Origin of the sequence: Sphingobium chlorophenolicum (genome assembly GCF_000722875.1) — a bacterium.
In the GTDB taxonomy this organism is placed as follows: Bacteria; Pseudomonadota; Alphaproteobacteria; order Sphingomonadales; family Sphingomonadaceae; genus Sphingobium; species Sphingobium chlorophenolicum.
Window position 1 is genome coordinate 19238 of sequence record NZ_JFHR01000056.1, and the last position, 14016, is coordinate 33253.

Consider the following 14016-nt stretch of genomic DNA (forward strand, 5'->3'; position numbering starts at 1 on the left):
CTCCCGGCGAAATCGGTCCTTCCGATCCGACCGTCCTCAATTTACTGATCACTTGAATAGTATCAAGCGTCAAATTCTCATTCCATCGGGGAAGTGGGATCAACCGCCGCGCCCGCGGGCCTGCACGGCATCCCGCCGTCCCGCGATCGCATCGCTTTCAACGCCATGGTTGAAATCGTCGGCCCGCCTTTTCTCCTCCGCCAGCGCAGAGGCCAGCGTATCGCCGAAGCCCTGCGTGATCAGATTCTTGTAACGCGCCAACATGCCCGGAGCGGCGGCCAGCATCATCTTCGCCAGCTCCAGGGCCGATGGCAGAAGATCGTCCGGTGCAACCACGCGATTGACCAGTCCCCATCTTTCCGCCTCCAGCGCATTAACGAAACGTCCGGTCAGCGACATCTCCTTGGCGCGATAGACGCCGACGGCCCTGCTGAGCCGCTGCGACAGGCCCCACCCCGGCATGACGCCGACCTGAGCATGCGTATCCGCGAAACGGGCGCGCTCGCTGGCGATCAGCACGTCGCAGGCCAGCACGAGTTCGAACCCACCCGTCACTGCCGCTCCGTTGATCGCCGCGATGACGGGACCGGAAAAGCACTCCACCGCCGCCACGGGATCGTCCGCCCCCATGGGCAGCAGGGCTTCGGCGTTCTCCCCCAGTTCAGCCAGGTCCAGCCCGGCGCAGAACGCCTTGCCCGCGCCTGTCAGGATGACGATACGGCAGTCGGGATCAGCCTCGGCATCCGCCATGCATTGCACGAACTCCTGCCGCATCCTCATCGACAGCGCGTTCATCGCCGCCGGGCGATTGAGACGCACCACCGCGATTTCGGGCGACGGCCTATCTATTTCGACGGTCTGCATCTCGCCCGTCCTCCATCAGTTCGGCGATCGAAACATCGCGTGGGGGCACCGGATGGTTCAGCAGGCTGCGGGAATAGCGCGGCGCCGGGGCGGGCTGGTTGATGCCCTCCAGCCGGACGAAGGCGCCACGAGCGACATTGTGCGGATGATCCGGCGCTTCGGCCATCGACAGCACCGGCGCGAAGCACACATCCGTATGTTCCAGCGCGGACCGCCATTCGGCCTGCGTCCGCCCGGCGAAAATGGCGTCGAGCCGCTCCCGCATGGCGGGCCAGCGGGCGCGATCATCCTGATCGGCAAATAGCTCGTCATCGACGAGGCCGAGCCGTTCGAGCAGTTCGCGATAAAATTGCGGCTCCAGCGGACCGATGCTGACGAATTTCCCATCGGCCGTGCGGTATGGGCGGTAATAGGGCGCGCCGCCGTCCAGCAGATTCGCCTCGCGCTCATCGCTCCACCCGCCGGTCGCGTGAAGACCGTAGAAGGCCGTCATCAGCAGAGCCGACCCCTCCGTCATCGCGCAATCGATGACTTGCCCTTCCCCCGTCCGGGCCGCATTGAGCAATGCCGCCGTGATGGAGAAGGCAAGCATCATGCCCCCGCCGCCCATGTCCCCGGTCAATGCGAGCGGAGGAACGGGCGCGGCGGCCGTGCCGATGGAATGGGCCGCGCCGGACAGGGAGATATAGTTCAGGTCATGCCCGGCATAGGGGGCATATGGCCCGGTCTGGCCCCAGCCGGTCATCCGCCCGTAGACGAGCCGGGGGTTGTCGGCCAGCAGCGCTTCGGGGGCCAGACCCAGGCGCTCCATCGTGCCGGGACGAAATCCCTCTATCAGCGCGTCGGCGGTCTTCGCCAGTTCGCGCAGCGCGGCGACATCGTCCGGATTCTTGAGGTTGAGGATCAGGCGTTTGCGCGAACGCAGCATCGTGTCGCCCGGATCCCAGATCGTGCCGGGGCGATCGATCCTTATGACCTCCGCCCCGTGATCGGCCAGCATCATGGCTGCGAACGGTCCCGGCCCGATGCCCCCCATCTCTATGATGCGATAGCCGGAGAGCGGGCCTGCCATGAACGTTCCTTCCTTCGGTGATGCTGTCAAATTCATATTTGCGCGACTACGCAGGAAACGGGCGGCCCGCTTCCTGCGTAGCTGCGTCCGGAAAGGACCGGCATCGCGCAGGCGCGACGCCGGTCGATCCCCTTATTTGATCTTGGCGGTGAAAGTGACGCCATAGGTGACCGGACGCGCCGCATATCTATACCGGGCGTCGCTGGAGAAGGCGACCGTCGTCCGGTAATATTCGTTCGTGACGTTCCGGCCGAAGATCGAAACCCGCCAGCTATCGTCCGCCGCGCCAAGCCCCGCGCGAAGGTCGAGCGTGGTATAGGCGTCCAGGGCATAGGGATCGCCCGGCAGCGTATCCGTGTCCAGCGTGGCGTTGCTGCTGCTGTGCCGATTGACGGTTCCGCCGATCTGCGCCTTCAGATCGCCCAGCGTCCATTCATATTGGGCGTCCGCGACGCCGGTGAATGTCGGCGTATAGGGCAGGCGCGACCCCTCGAACGATCCGATATAGCCGTTCTGGTTGTAGAAGGTCACGTTGCTGCCCTTGACCTTCGACTTCAGATAGGTCGCCCCAAGGGAGAGGTTGAGGCCGGTGAAGGGCTGCGCGACGATTTCGCCTTCCAGACCCCAGACCCGCGACTTGGGAACGTTGACCAGGCTTTCCAGCAGGCCGAAGATATTGTCGAGCTTGCGGGCGCGTATCTGCTTGTTGCGATAGTCGTAGTAGAAGGCCGCGCCGTTCAACTGGAGCCGGCGGTTCAGCAGCGGTAGTTTGAAACCGCCCTCATAGGCGTCGAGCCGCTCCTGCACGGCGGGTTCGGACTGCGAGACGGTCGATCCCGCGATCGGCGAGAACATGCCCGACTTGAAACCGCGGCTGGCGTTCGCATAGACGAGAGCGCCGCCGTCGAACTTGTAGTTCAGGCCGACCCGCCAGGAAACATTGTCTTCGTTCAGACGCCGCTTGTCGGGCGTGATCGTCGGCGTGAGATCGGCCTTCAACTGATAGCATTGGGCGAAGCCGACGGGAACGACCGGGGTCGTCTTCAATCCCAGACTGGTGAAGATCTGCTGGAGAGCCGTGAAGGTGGTCGACAGATTTTGCTCAGGACTGATGTCGGCCGAGCAATAATCCGCCGTCCTCCTGCTTTCGGTATAGCGAATACCGGCCTGGAAGGTCAGATTGTCGGTCAGCTTCAATTCGCCATTGGCGAAAGCGGCATAGCTGTTGACGCGCTGCTTCAGATTCGCGTTGAACGTGTAGAAGGGCAGGCCCGGAACGGCCTCCGCCAGCGACAGGAAGGGAATGGTCGGATTGGCGTTCTCGTCCTGCTTGCTATAGTCGTAGGACGCGCCGACGATCCAGTTGAAGGCCGAGCTGGACCCGACCAGGCGCACTTCCTGGTTGAAAGCCTTGACCGACCCGAACTGATGATAGTCGAGCGCGGACACCGACGTCGCGTCCATGTCATGATACAGGTTGCTGCGCAGATCCTGATAGGCGGTGATGGAGATCAGGTCGATATTGTCAGTCAGATTATAGTTGGCGCGCAACGACAATTGATAGAATTTCCGGTCGATGGACTGCGGATATTCCGGCGTCCAGTCCGCGGCCCGCGCATTTTCCGGAACGGTGGGGGCCCCCAGATATTTGATGGTTCCGGCCTGCAGAGCAGGGCCTTCCGCCCCGGCCATTCGCGCATAGAGCAGTTGCTGGCGCGCAAGGAAACTGGTGTCATATCCCGCGCTGGCCGGGTTGGTCCGGACGGCGAAGGCCGCCGGATCGACGATGGCGAAGGGATTGGCCGTCGTCGGCGCGGCGACGATGTTCATCAGATTCTGATCGAGCTGGGGCGCCTGGGGGTCCGATCTGTCGCGGAAACCATTGGCGTTCAGCCGCAAGGTCAGGCGATCCGAAGCGTCCCAGTCGACCAGGAGGCGACCGTAAAGCTGATGGCTGTCGCCCAGCCGGTCCTGCGGGCGCGTGACGCTATACTGCCATGCGCCGCCCTCCACGACGCGCACGGAGGCGCGAGCGCGGACGGTGTCGCTCAAAGGCCCGGAAAGATAGCCGGTGGCGTCGACCAGGCCAAAACGCTCATAGGAAATGGACCCGCCGGCCGCCAGTTCGGACGTCGGCTTGGCCGCGATATAGTTGATCGCGCCGCCGGTGGAATTCTGGCCGAACAAGGTGCCCTGCGGACCTTTAAGGATTTCGACGCGCTCCACGTCCAGCGTCGCGCCCGGCGTCATGGCCGGGAACGGAAGGGCAACCTCGTCCACATAGGTGGAAACGGCGGGGGAAGACGCCAGCCCGCTGTCGTAGAGGCCCACGCCGCGTATCGTGTAGACGGGGGTGGAATAAGGCGACGGCTGATAGGTGAAGCCCGGCACGACCTTCGCCAGATCGTCCACGCTGCGCACGCCACGATCGGCCAGCGCGTCGCCCGTCGCGGCGGTGATGGACATGCCGACGGAGTTGATCGACTGCGACCGCTTCTGCGCGGTGACCACGATATCGGTGATGCCGGTATTCTGGGACGCGCCGTCGGTGGCCGATGCCTCCTGCGCACAGGCCATGGTCGAACCGGCCAAAGCTATTGCTGAAATCGATGCGGCGAGCGCGCTTCGAACCATACCGATGTGGTACATTACCTTAACTCCTCCCCAATTTTTTATCGCCTTACGAATTGGCGGAATGATAATTGCACAGCCCAGGCCTTGTGCCGGCCGATGGCCATATACTGAGCATACGATCAGTTATGAATCAAGATAAATTATTGGAGCAGTGGAATTCGATTCCGGGAGCCCCGGTCCCATCAGCGGCATTCTCCTTTGGAATGAGGAAAATGCAAGCCATTCCCCATGGGCTTTCCGCCGCATGAAGATGATCGGGAGCATATCCGGCTTGTCACGCCACGCGGGCCCATGTATTGATCTAGTGAACAGGTACGTCCTTTCCGGGATGGCCGGACTCGATCAATCAGCAGGCGGAGACATGAAAATGTGCGAATCCGCCGCGACCACGCATCATCGACGCGACGCGCCAATGGAGAGGATGAGCCGATATGAGGGGCCAAGCAGAAATTTTGCCGCTGGAAGGAAATGAGCAACCCGCATCCTTCGCAGCCAGGGGGGGCATGGACAATGGACCCGTCCCCCTGGAATCCTATCGCTCTCCCGAACTGTTCGCGCTGGAGCGCGAGCGGGTGTTCCGCCGCGCATGGCTGTTCATGGGGCGGGTCGAGCGAGTCGCAAAACCGGGCGATTTCCTCGTCCGGGAAGTGGAGATCTGCAACGCCTCGATACTGATCATCCGGGGCAAGGACGGGCAGGTCCGCGCCTTTCACAATGTCTGCCCGCACCGCGCCAATCTGGTCGAAACCCGCCGAGAGGGCAACGCCCCGGCGCTGGTCTGTCGCTATCACGGCTGGAGCTTCAACAATGACGGATCGCTTCGCGGCGTCCCGGACCAGGAAATGTTCCTGGAACTGGACAAGTCGAAATGCGGCCTTCCGCCGGTCGCGCTTGAGATCTGGAACGGTTGGATATTCATCAACCTGGCCGAAAAGCCCGAAGTCTCCCTGGATGAATTTCTCGGCAGCTTCAAAGACTATTATGACGGCGTTGAGGCCATCAACCTGGATTGTTCAGTCGTCATCGAAACGCGGCTGAAATGCAATTGGAAGGTGGTCGCGGACGCCTTCGTGGAAGCTTATCATATCCCCTCCATCCATCGCACGACCATCAAATCGATGTTCTCGAATCGGGAAAATCCCTTTGGGCGTCTGCTGGACGCTCAATTTTTCGGGCCGCATCGCACCATTTCCATGTTCGGCAATGCGGAGGACACCCCTCGCGAAGACCAGCCGATCGTCGCGCTCGCCAGGGATCCGTCAATCTACAGACCCGAAGTGCTGGAGGCTTCGGCCAGATATATGAGCCATCCGGCGGTCAATCCGACGAAGCAGCCGGGCTGGTCGATGGACGCCAGCACCATATTCCCCAATCTGAACCTGGATGCGGGCTTCAACGGACAGTTCACGCATGAATATTGGCCCGTCAGCGTCAACGAATGCCTGCACCGCGCCACTTATTATTTTCCGAAGCCGACCAATATCCGGGAACGTTTCCAACTGGAATATATGATGGCCTGGTTCGTGGACGTCATCTACGAAGATCTGGGCAATGTGGAACGCACGCAGCGCGGCATCGATTCCGGCGCGACCAAGGGCATGCAGCTTTCGGAAAGCGAAGTGTCGATCCGCCATTCCGTTCAACAGATCGAAAAATGGCTGCGCGCCGAAACCGTCGCCGACGCCCTGCAATAAGAGGAAATCATGGCTCTTCTTCCCGACGGCTTTGCCGATCTTCTGCCCTTTGTCGCGCAATGGGCGAAGGATGATGTTCAGGAACGGCACCGGCAACGCTTCGCCGCCGGCATGGACGGCGTGCAGGCATTTTACGACGCCCTGGCGCCCAGGGCCACGGACATGATGGCCTATCTCGACACCGTCCCGCTGGACGACATGCCGGAGGAGGCCGCCAACCTCTACAAGCTGTTGATGGCGCTGGCGCACGTCACCCTGTCCGTCGAGCATCATGGCGAGCTTGCGCCCCCCGGCACCGCCTTCAACCCCGCCGTGCAGATCGTGCGCGGCCCCGCCCCTGCTTGATCAGAGCCGAAATTCACAAGGAGAGACAATGAACAGACTGTCTGGAAAAGTCGCCATCGTCACCGCTGCCGGTTCCGGCATTGGACGGGCGTCGGCGCGCCGCCTGGCTCAGGAGGGCGCGAGCGTCATTGTCACCGACCTCAGGGCCGAGGCGGCCGAGGCGACCGCGGCATCGATCAGGGAAGCCGGCGGCACGGCCGCTGCGATGGCGGTGGACGTCGAATCGGAAGCGGCGATCAAGTCCATGGTGGACGAAAGCGTCGCCCGCTTCGGCCGGCTGGACATATTGCATAACAACGCGGCGCTTCTGGACCCGGAAATCACGCCGCTGGACCTGTCGGTAGTCACCATCCCGGCCGATCTGTGGGATCGGGTCATGGCCGTCAACGTGCGCAGCGTCATGCTGGGATGCAAATATGCCATTCCCGTCATGCTGGAAAATGGCGGCGGATCGATCATCAACACCGGTTCCACCATGGGCCTAGGCGGCGAAGCATGGCAGGTATCCTACGGCACGTCGAAGGCAGCCGTGATCCAGCTCACCAAATATGTGGCCACGCATTTCGGCAAGCAGGGAATCCGCTGCAACGCCATCGCCCCGGCCCTGGTGATGACGCCGATCGTGGAAACGGCCATGCACCCCGAACTGCAAGCCATTCATGAGGAAAATTGCCTGACGCCCTATCTCGGCCAGCCAGAGGATATTGCGGCTGCGGTCGCTTTCCTGGCGTCTGACGATGCCCGTTACGTCACGGGCCACTGCCTGCCCGTCGACGGCGGCACCATGGCGCACCTGCCCACGTCGCCCGCCGCCCATGGCTGGCTCAGGCGCAACCTGGGCATCGAATAGGGCGCGTGGACGATCCAAGACATTCCCCTCCCGTAAACGGGAGGGGTTAGGGGTGGGCGCGAGCGAAGCGAGCTTCTGGCTTAGCCGTTGCAAACAACGCGAATGTCGCGCCAGCCCACCCCCTAACCCCCTCCCGCCTGCGGTAGGGGGAATAACGGCAAACCACCCATATCACTCAGCCAGCGAGTCTTGAATTTGTCACACAGCCTAGGCTGTATCAACTTCAGCCCTGGCGGCCCGTCGGACCCGGGGCTGACGCCGCCAGAACCGCTCGCCCGCCTACATATTGACGATATGTTCCGGTGATTTGAAGACTAGGCGATTGATCATGTCGATCGTGCCTTCAATCTCCTTGGTCGTGAATGGACTCTGCTTCGTCAGATATTGATATTCCGCCGCGACCGAAAAGGGCACGGCCGCCACCGCGGTGATGGCGATCCGCAGCCTGGCGGGATCGACGTCGATGACGGTGCCCTCCTTCTGGGCATCCAGGATCAGCCCGCACAACATGCGAAACTCATCCTTCACGTAAGATTCGCACAGATAGATCAGCCGATCGCTCAATTGATGCCCCTCCAGCGTCATCAGACGGTGGAGAGCGGGATATTCGGCAAAAAATCGTACTGTGCGATCGATAAGGAGCTTCAACTTCTCTGTGGCGGTCGCGCCCGGTATGTCGCCATTGGGGGAGCGGGCCTGCCGGATATGGTCCATGATATCCGTCATGACCGCTTTCCACAGCTCGTCCTTGGAGCTGAAATGGTAAAGCAGCAGGGATATGGAAACATGCGCGTCGGCGGCGATGGCGCGGGTGGAGGCGCCATCGAAGCCGAAATTGGCGAAGGCGTTCAGCGCGGCCCGCAGGATCCGAGCTCTCACCTCTTCGGGCTGCCGCCGCCGAACCCGCTTGGTTTTCGCCGGATGAGCCGCCTTTTCCGCTTCCTCGGTCCCCTGTTCGATGGGGGCGCGTGCCTTACCGCTGCTCATCTAGAATAATCGCTCCAAACACAGAAAAATTCGACGCATTTCTAGCGAGATTTCCGCGAAATGCACGAAGAAACCCCTTTTGGCCGAATGCGCGCCGCGCTGGAACGTTCCGAACCCTTTCCTGGAACAAGGCCGGGCCGCCTCATATCCGCGCACCGGCGCGAGGACGGCCCGCCCGAGATCAGAGGGCCGGCTTTACCGCGGGGACAGATCCCTGCTTGAGCAGTTCCTCAACGGGCTCGCCCGCCTTGAACTTGGCGAGCAAGGCTTCGGGGTCAAAGAAGACGCCGATGGGATTGTCATGGAACGCCTGCGAGAAGAAGAAGTCCCGCGCCTCCGCTGAGGTGGGATAATTATCCACCTGGAGTTCGATCTTGCAGCCGTTCGGGTCGGCATAATAGATCGATGTCGTGGGGCCGTGGTTTATCGCATAAATGGGCGCGATGCCGTCGTCGCGCAGCCTTTCATAATTATACATGAGATCATGCAGGCTGTCGAAGGAGAAGGCTACATGATCGATAGCCGAAGCGCTCTCGACCGAATCCCCCAATCCATTGAGATCGCCGATGGCAATTCGGTGATGCTCGTCATCGAAACTGAGGAAGGCGAGATTATTCTTCGAATATACCGTATCGGCCAGGAAAAACCTCTCATACCAGCGGAGGGTTTCCTCGAAACGATTGGTGCGAATGACGAAATGCGCCATCCGGGCCGGAGCTATGCGCAAATTCCTGTTCGGGTGTGCCGAAATCATCATTATCTCCCGTAAGCCCGCGGGCCAATATCCATCCATCTCGATCAAAAAACGGTTCAAGAGCGGACAGGAACCCTATCCACCATCTCTCCGTTTCAGCCCGTCTCCCGGAGCATCCGCCCGATCAGAGCACAGGCGCTCGCGCCCCACCTAATGACTACTGTGCTAATGGTCAATTATGTAGCAGCGCATGAAAGGGGGCGGGATCGGCATATTCGTCGATATGGGCGATCTTCCCGTTCACGATCCGCATGATGAGGCAGGCCGGAACCTCCATTTTGCGCCCATCCGCCAGAACGCCCTTGACGACATGCTGCTGGATGATGCCTTCATCCGTGTACAGCCGCTTGATATCGGCATAGTGGATGTCCTCGAACAGGCCGACGATCGACGCGACGAAGGCCAGATTTTCTTCCCTGCCCTGCGTCAGCCCGTCATTATTGTGCCAGACGGTCGCGTCATACGCATAGAGATCGGCAAAGGCCTTTACATCCTTGCGCGCAAACGCCGCGGTAATAGCTTCGGCAACCGCCAGAGCCTCGGCCCTCCCATCAGCAGCCATTTCGCCTCCTCTCAAAGCTTCGACATCATAGGAATGGTATTTCTCGATCAGGCGCCCAGTATCGCCGGAACGCCGCGACGATGCGCAATTCGCCACCCTTCCGCCGTCAGGCGGAAGCGGTCGTGAAATTGCGCGACCGCCGTCGGTCCCGCCTTCGGCAGGCCCTCGCCCTCATGTTCCAGATGGTAGAGCGTGAAATAGGTCACCGTCTCGACCTCTTCCGGGCCGATCGCGGCGAAATGGGGGATGCCGCACAAATGCCGCGTGACGACATGCGCGGGACGCCCTTCCCAGATCGCCGCGATTTCGGCGCGGCCCGTGGCCAGGAGATCGGGGCGCTCGAAAACGCCGTCCTCGGCGAACAGCGCGGCCGCCCGGTCGAATTCGCGATGATCGACATGATAGGCAAATGCCGCGACGATGCGCGCGCACTCAAGCCGCGCTTCCAATATGGCCAGGTCCGTCATGCGACTTCCCTCGACCGCTGGTGGAGCGGTTGCCCGGAAAGCTGGCGCAACAGGCCGGACCAGTCGGCCGGAGCGTCGTCGCCGCACCAGGCGATATGCTGGTCCGGCCGAACGAGGATCAGACCGGCGCCCAGACGTTCGAGGATGGCTTCATTGTCCAGCCTGACGATTTGCAGGGGAATGGACAGTTCGCCCGCCGCCCCTTCCAGATCGCCCAGATCATGCTTCCCGATCGAAAGCAGCGTCATTTCCCGGCCCAGGCAATCGAGCAACGGCCGCCCGTCGCTCAGATAATAGCTGGGGAGCCGCCCGCCGACGACCGCGAAGGACGGGCACGCAAGCGGATCGAAAGGCGGCGCCGAACCTTCGTCCGCGATGGCCGACGAACCCGTGTAGCGGAAGCCATATTCGATGCCCCAGCTTTCATTTTCGGCATTGCCGAACGCGGCGATCCGCGCGCCCAGCGCCTCTCGCGCCTCCGCCGATCCGGGCGCGTCCAGATCGTGCGCCGCCTCCGCCTGCTCGATGCATTCGGTGATGGCCAGCCTCAGTTCCAGATGCCGCATCGCCGCGGCGCGGTTTTGCTCGCCGATCTGACGCCGTTCGACATCATAGCTGTCGAGCAGCGCATCGCCGCCCCAGCCATTTTCCACCGCCGCCAGCTTCCAGCCCAGATCGATGGCGTCGCCTATGCCGGTGTTCATCCCGTAGCCGCCGGTCGGAATGACCTGATGCGCGGCGTCGCCCGCCAGGAAGACCCGGCCGTTCCGATATGTTTCCGCCAGCACCACATGGGGCGTCCACGGATTGGCGACCAGAAGCTCATAATCGAACTCAGCGCCCATGAACCGCGTCAATATGTCATGAGGATCGGTGTCGGGCGGCGCCAGTGACTGAAGGGTCCAGATATCCTTGCCATTTTGCGCGACAATCGTGCCGAGACCGGTCTGGAGATGGTAGAATGCCCCGAACTTGCCCAGAACCTCCTGATCGGTCGAGCGGAAATGGACCATATAGGCTTCTGCGACCGCATGCTGCCCCTCCAGCGCGATGGAAGCCTGCTGCCGCACCCGGCTGCCGCCGCCGTCGCACCCGACCAGATAGTCGCTGCGGACGGTCGCCTTTTCGCCGGTGGCGGAACTGGCGATGGTCACGGTGACGCCGTCGCCGTCCTGATCGAAGGATTCGAAGGCCCATCCATATCGCACGTCGATCAGGGGATTGGCCTCGATCTGCGCCTTCAGCACCGGCTCCAGCACGACCTGGGACACGCGCATCGGCGGCTCCAGCGTCGCCGTGCCGTCATTGTTCGTCCGCGCGCGCTGGCGATATTCGTCCGGAGAAAGATAGGCGAAGCGGTGCAGGACATGGCCGGTGCCCTTTGTCGCCCAGATGACGTCGAGGGCTTCGCTGGGCGGCACGCCGGCGGCGCGAAGGTCATCGACCACGCCCAGCCGGCGGAACAGCTCCATGCTGCGGCCGTTGGTCAGGTCCATCTTCGGGTGGCGCGTGGTCGTCGCATTGCGCTCGACGATGACCGACCGGACGCCATGATGCGCCAGTTCCAGCGCAAGCGTCATGCCGACGGGACCCGCCCCGGCAATGAAAATCTGGGTAGAAGCGCTGTTCAATCAATCCTCCCGCTTCGGCATTCCGGCCATCGCCGTCTTATTTATTGATCTTTTGCACAGTTTCTATGGGGTGTCGATAGGAATAATGTCGGCGACGTGTCCAGGGGGCTGCGACGCACCGCCTTGTGCGGTTCCGGCGGATTGGATAGGAACTGCGCGGGGACAGGCCAATCCTTCGCGCCGTTCCGCACCATCAACCAATCGGGCGAGTCCATCATGAGCGCATTGTCCGGACGCCGGATCGCTGGCGACCATTTCGTCATCTATGTACGTTTCACCCTGAAGCCAGGCATGCGGGAGGCATATCTCGCGCTGGTCAAACCGGTTTTGGAAGGCATTGCGTCCGACCCCCTCTGCAAGACGATCATCGTGCATACGGACGACGAAAATCCCGACGATGTCGTCCTTTACGAAATCTGGGCGGGAACCCGCGAGCGTTTCATGCGGGAGGAGACCGTAAAGCCCTATCGCGCCGATTATGCACGGACGCTGCCCAGCCTGCTGGCGAAACCGGCGGAGGCCCATTGGCTGCGCCCCACGGCCGAATGGTATAGCGCCATGCTGCCGACCGACGGGCCCGCGTGATGACCGTCCGACCGAACATACAGGGCCTTGAGGCATACTGATCCATAGCACAGTAATTGGACACTGCGCTCAATCCGCTCTTGGCTCCGCCTCCCGAAATCGATTACAGGCCATCGCGCCGGTCAAGGGAGAAAAAGGATGTCGGACATGGACGAGATGTTGACGGCGCTGCTTGCGCGACGCCGCTCCGTCAGGGGGTTCATGCCCGCCGAAGTGCCGGCGGATCAGATGCGGCGAATCTTCTCCAACGCGCAGCTTGCTCCGTCCAACTGCAATGTCCAGCCCTGGATCGTGCACATCGTCTCCGGCGGGAAAGCCGCGGAAATGCGGCAGGCGTTGGAAGGAGCAGCCACAGATCGCAGCGAGGTGCGGCCCGATTTCGAACTGACGGAGGGATATGCGGGCATATATCGCTCCAGGCAGATCGACGCCGCCAAGGCGCTGTTCGCGGCTACCGGCGTGGGGCGCGAAGACCGGCAGGCGCGGCGCGCCAGCTTCATCCGGAACTTCCGATTCTTCGATGCGCCGCATGCCGCCTTCATCTTCCTGCCTCCATGGGCCGGTTGGCGGGAGGCGGCCGATGTGGGAATGTATGCCCAGACGCTGATGCTCGCCCTTTCGGCCGAAGGATTGGCTTCCTGCGCCCAGGGCGCGCTCAGCCATCATGCGGACGTGGTGAAGCGCGTCCTTGGCGTCGATGAGGAATTGAGGCTGCTCTTCGGCATCGCGTTCGGGTTCGAAGACCCCAATCATCCGGCAAATCAGACGCGCACGGATCGCGCGCCTATCGCCGAAAATCATTATTTTTACGGGTAAGGTAGTCCCGTCGGACTGGGTGGTTTTGGGTGGTTAGCGCACCTGTCCTATTCCTCCCCATCGGGAGATGGGGAGGGGGACCGCGCGAAGCGTGGTGGAGGGGAATGGGGCGCGACCTCCGAATTTCCCCTCCACCACCGCCTAGACCGTATCGGCCGTCATCTTCGAATCGAATTCGCGCCGCGCAATCTCGACCGTGGGCCGATGTTCCTGCGCCCAGCGCGCCAGTTGCTCGACCGGGACCAGCAGGGAACGGCCCAAGCCGGTCAGCTCATAATCCACGCGGGGCGGGATCGATGACGTCACCGTCCGCGTGATCAGGCCATCGCGTTCCAAACCGCGCAGGGTCAGGGTCAGCATGCGCTGCGACACGCCCTCCACCGAACGGCGCAATTCATTGAATCGCATGCTCCGATCGCCCAGCCGGCCGATGACGAGGATGCTCCACTTGTCCCCGACGCGGGCCAGAACCTCGGTAATCTTGAGGCATTCGTTCGTCGGACGATGCGCTGTGTCGGTATCAAACATGTTACCTCGGTATACTATATGTGCCGCCTTGCGGATATGGTTTCGACATATATTTCTGCCTCGTTCTTAAGGCGTGTGGACATTTAAGGGATTCCTTTTTCCGCGCGGATCGGATTCAAGACTGGCGAAGGGAGCGCCATCTTGGATCGACACGGATTAAGCGACGAGCAGTGGGAGCGGGTTCGCCCCGTGCTTCCCGGTAAAGTTGGGGACCGAGGCCGTTCGGC

Annotated in this window: 14 protein-coding genes; 5 read left to right on the forward strand and 9 right to left on the reverse strand. The window is 61.8% G+C overall.

Going from position 1 to position 14016, the window contains the following annotated elements; translation table 11 throughout:
- Positions 1-99: 99 nt before the first annotated feature.
- The 3 genes from BV95_RS18335 to BV95_RS18345 form a co-directional block, all read right to left on the reverse strand.
- Entirely contained in the window at positions 100-864 is a 765-nt protein-coding gene (locus tag BV95_RS18335; RefSeq protein ID WP_037455439.1) for an enoyl-CoA hydratase, read from the reverse strand.
- Positions 842-1936 carry a CaiB/BaiF CoA transferase family protein gene (locus BV95_RS18340; protein ID WP_037455443.1) on the reverse strand — a complete coding sequence of 365 codons (1095 nt, stop codon included), beginning with the start codon at positions 1934-1936 and terminating at the stop codon, positions 842-844. Before BV95_RS18340 ends, BV95_RS18335 begins: the two co-directional genes overlap by 23 nt.
- 132 nt (positions 1937-2068) lie before the next feature.
- Positions 2069-4585 carry a TonB-dependent receptor gene (locus BV95_RS18345; RefSeq protein WP_051749877.1) on the reverse strand — a complete coding sequence of 839 codons (2517 nt, stop codon included), beginning with the start codon at positions 4583-4585 and terminating at the stop codon, positions 2069-2071.
- A 488-nt stretch (positions 4586-5073) separates the two neighbouring features.
- On the opposite strand from BV95_RS18345, the gene BV95_RS18350 reads away from it, so the two are divergent.
- From BV95_RS18350 to BV95_RS18360, 3 genes are read left to right on the forward strand one after another with little or no spacing between them, the layout of a single operon-like run.
- Positions 5074-6264: an aromatic ring-hydroxylating oxygenase subunit alpha gene (locus BV95_RS18350; protein WP_234703239.1), complete on the forward strand. Its 1191-nt coding sequence runs from the start codon at positions 5074-5076 to the stop codon at positions 6262-6264.
- A 9-nt stretch (positions 6265-6273) separates the two neighbouring features.
- Positions 6274-6609: a hypothetical protein gene (locus tag BV95_RS18355; RefSeq protein WP_037455445.1), complete on the forward strand. Its 336-nt coding sequence runs from the start codon at positions 6274-6276 to the stop codon at positions 6607-6609.
- Positions 6610-6637: 28 nt separating this feature from the next.
- Positions 6638-7459 carry an SDR family NAD(P)-dependent oxidoreductase gene (locus BV95_RS18360; protein WP_037455448.1) on the forward strand — a complete coding sequence of 274 codons (822 nt, stop codon included), beginning with the start codon at positions 6638-6640 and terminating at the stop codon, positions 7457-7459.
- A gap of 279 nt (positions 7460-7738) precedes the next feature.
- On the opposite strand, the gene BV95_RS18365 is transcribed toward BV95_RS18360, so the two are convergent.
- The 5 genes from BV95_RS18365 to BV95_RS18385 all read right to left on the reverse strand — a co-directional run bounded on the left by BV95_RS18365 (position 7739) and on the right by BV95_RS18385 (position 11860).
- Positions 7739-8446: a TetR/AcrR family transcriptional regulator gene (locus tag BV95_RS18365; protein ID WP_037455451.1), complete on the reverse strand. Its 708-nt coding sequence runs from the start codon at positions 8444-8446 to the stop codon at positions 7739-7741.
- A 181-nt stretch (positions 8447-8627) separates the two neighbouring features.
- Positions 8628-9200, reverse strand: coding sequence for a VOC family protein (locus BV95_RS18370; RefSeq protein WP_037455454.1), 573 nt, complete (start codon positions 9198-9200; stop codon positions 8628-8630).
- Between the two features lie 172 nt (positions 9201-9372).
- Positions 9373-9762 (reverse strand): nuclear transport factor 2 family protein, encoded by a 390-nt coding sequence (locus BV95_RS18375; RefSeq protein WP_037455457.1) that lies wholly within the window; start codon positions 9760-9762, stop codon positions 9373-9375.
- A gap of 47 nt (positions 9763-9809) precedes the next feature.
- Positions 9810-10229 carry a nuclear transport factor 2 family protein gene (locus BV95_RS18380; RefSeq protein ID WP_037455459.1) on the reverse strand — a complete coding sequence of 140 codons (420 nt, stop codon included), beginning with the start codon at positions 10227-10229 and terminating at the stop codon, positions 9810-9812.
- Complete coding sequence (locus BV95_RS18385; RefSeq protein WP_037455462.1) at positions 10226-11860, reverse strand: FAD-dependent monooxygenase; 1635 nt, start codon at positions 11858-11860, stop codon at positions 10226-10228. Before BV95_RS18385 ends, BV95_RS18380 begins: the two co-directional genes overlap by 4 nt.
- 216 nt (positions 11861-12076) lie before the next feature.
- Between BV95_RS18385 and BV95_RS18390 the strand changes: the two genes are divergently transcribed.
- Together BV95_RS18390 and BV95_RS18395 are read left to right on the forward strand one after the other, a co-directional pair.
- Positions 12077-12445: a putative quinol monooxygenase gene (locus BV95_RS18390; RefSeq protein WP_051749879.1), complete on the forward strand. Its 369-nt coding sequence runs from the start codon at positions 12077-12079 to the stop codon at positions 12443-12445.
- A gap of 147 nt (positions 12446-12592) precedes the next feature.
- Complete coding sequence (locus BV95_RS18395; RefSeq protein ID WP_202901578.1) at positions 12593-13261, forward strand: nitroreductase; 669 nt, start codon at positions 12593-12595, stop codon at positions 13259-13261.
- 141 nt (positions 13262-13402) lie between these two features.
- On the opposite strand, the gene BV95_RS18400 is transcribed toward BV95_RS18395, so the two are convergent.
- Positions 13403-13789 (reverse strand): winged helix-turn-helix transcriptional regulator, encoded by a 387-nt coding sequence (locus tag BV95_RS18400; RefSeq protein ID WP_037455468.1) that lies wholly within the window; start codon positions 13787-13789, stop codon positions 13403-13405.
- Between the last annotated feature and the right edge of the window lie 227 nt (positions 13790-14016).

Excerpts from the sequence above, each read along its gene's own strand:
- BV95_RS18335 (WP_037455439.1), bottom strand. The coding sequence starts at position 864 with ATGCAGACCGTCGAAATAGATAGGCCGTCGCCCGAAATCGCGGTGGTG.
- BV95_RS18340 (WP_037455443.1), bottom strand. The coding sequence starts at position 1,936 with ATGGCAGGCCCGCTCTCCGGCTATCGCATCATAGAGATGGGGGGCATC.
- BV95_RS18345 (WP_051749877.1), bottom strand. The coding sequence starts at position 4,585 with ATGTACCACATCGGTATGGTTCGAAGCGCGCTCGCCGCATCGATTTCA.
- BV95_RS18350 (WP_234703239.1), top strand. The coding sequence starts at position 5,074 with ATGGACAATGGACCCGTCCCCCTGGAATCCTATCGCTCTCCCGAACTG.
- BV95_RS18355 (WP_037455445.1), top strand. The coding sequence starts at position 6,274 with ATGGCTCTTCTTCCCGACGGCTTTGCCGATCTTCTGCCCTTTGTCGCG.
- BV95_RS18360 (WP_037455448.1), top strand. The coding sequence starts at position 6,638 with ATGAACAGACTGTCTGGAAAAGTCGCCATCGTCACCGCTGCCGGTTCC.
- BV95_RS18365 (WP_037455451.1), bottom strand. The coding sequence starts at position 8,446 with ATGAGCAGCGGTAAGGCACGCGCCCCCATCGAACAGGGGACCGAGGAA.
- BV95_RS18370 (WP_037455454.1), bottom strand. The coding sequence starts at position 9,200 with ATGATTTCGGCACACCCGAACAGGAATTTGCGCATAGCTCCGGCCCGG.
- BV95_RS18375 (WP_037455457.1), bottom strand. The coding sequence starts at position 9,762 with ATGGCTGCTGATGGGAGGGCCGAGGCTCTGGCGGTTGCCGAAGCTATT.
- BV95_RS18380 (WP_037455459.1), bottom strand. The coding sequence starts at position 10,229 with ATGACGGACCTGGCCATATTGGAAGCGCGGCTTGAGTGCGCGCGCATC.
- BV95_RS18390 (WP_051749879.1), top strand. The coding sequence starts at position 12,077 with ATGAGCGCATTGTCCGGACGCCGGATCGCTGGCGACCATTTCGTCATC.
- BV95_RS18395 (WP_202901578.1), top strand. The coding sequence starts at position 12,593 with ATGGACGAGATGTTGACGGCGCTGCTTGCGCGACGCCGCTCCGTCAGG.
- BV95_RS18400 (WP_037455468.1), bottom strand. The coding sequence starts at position 13,789 with ATGTTTGATACCGACACAGCGCATCGTCCGACGAACGAATGCCTCAAG.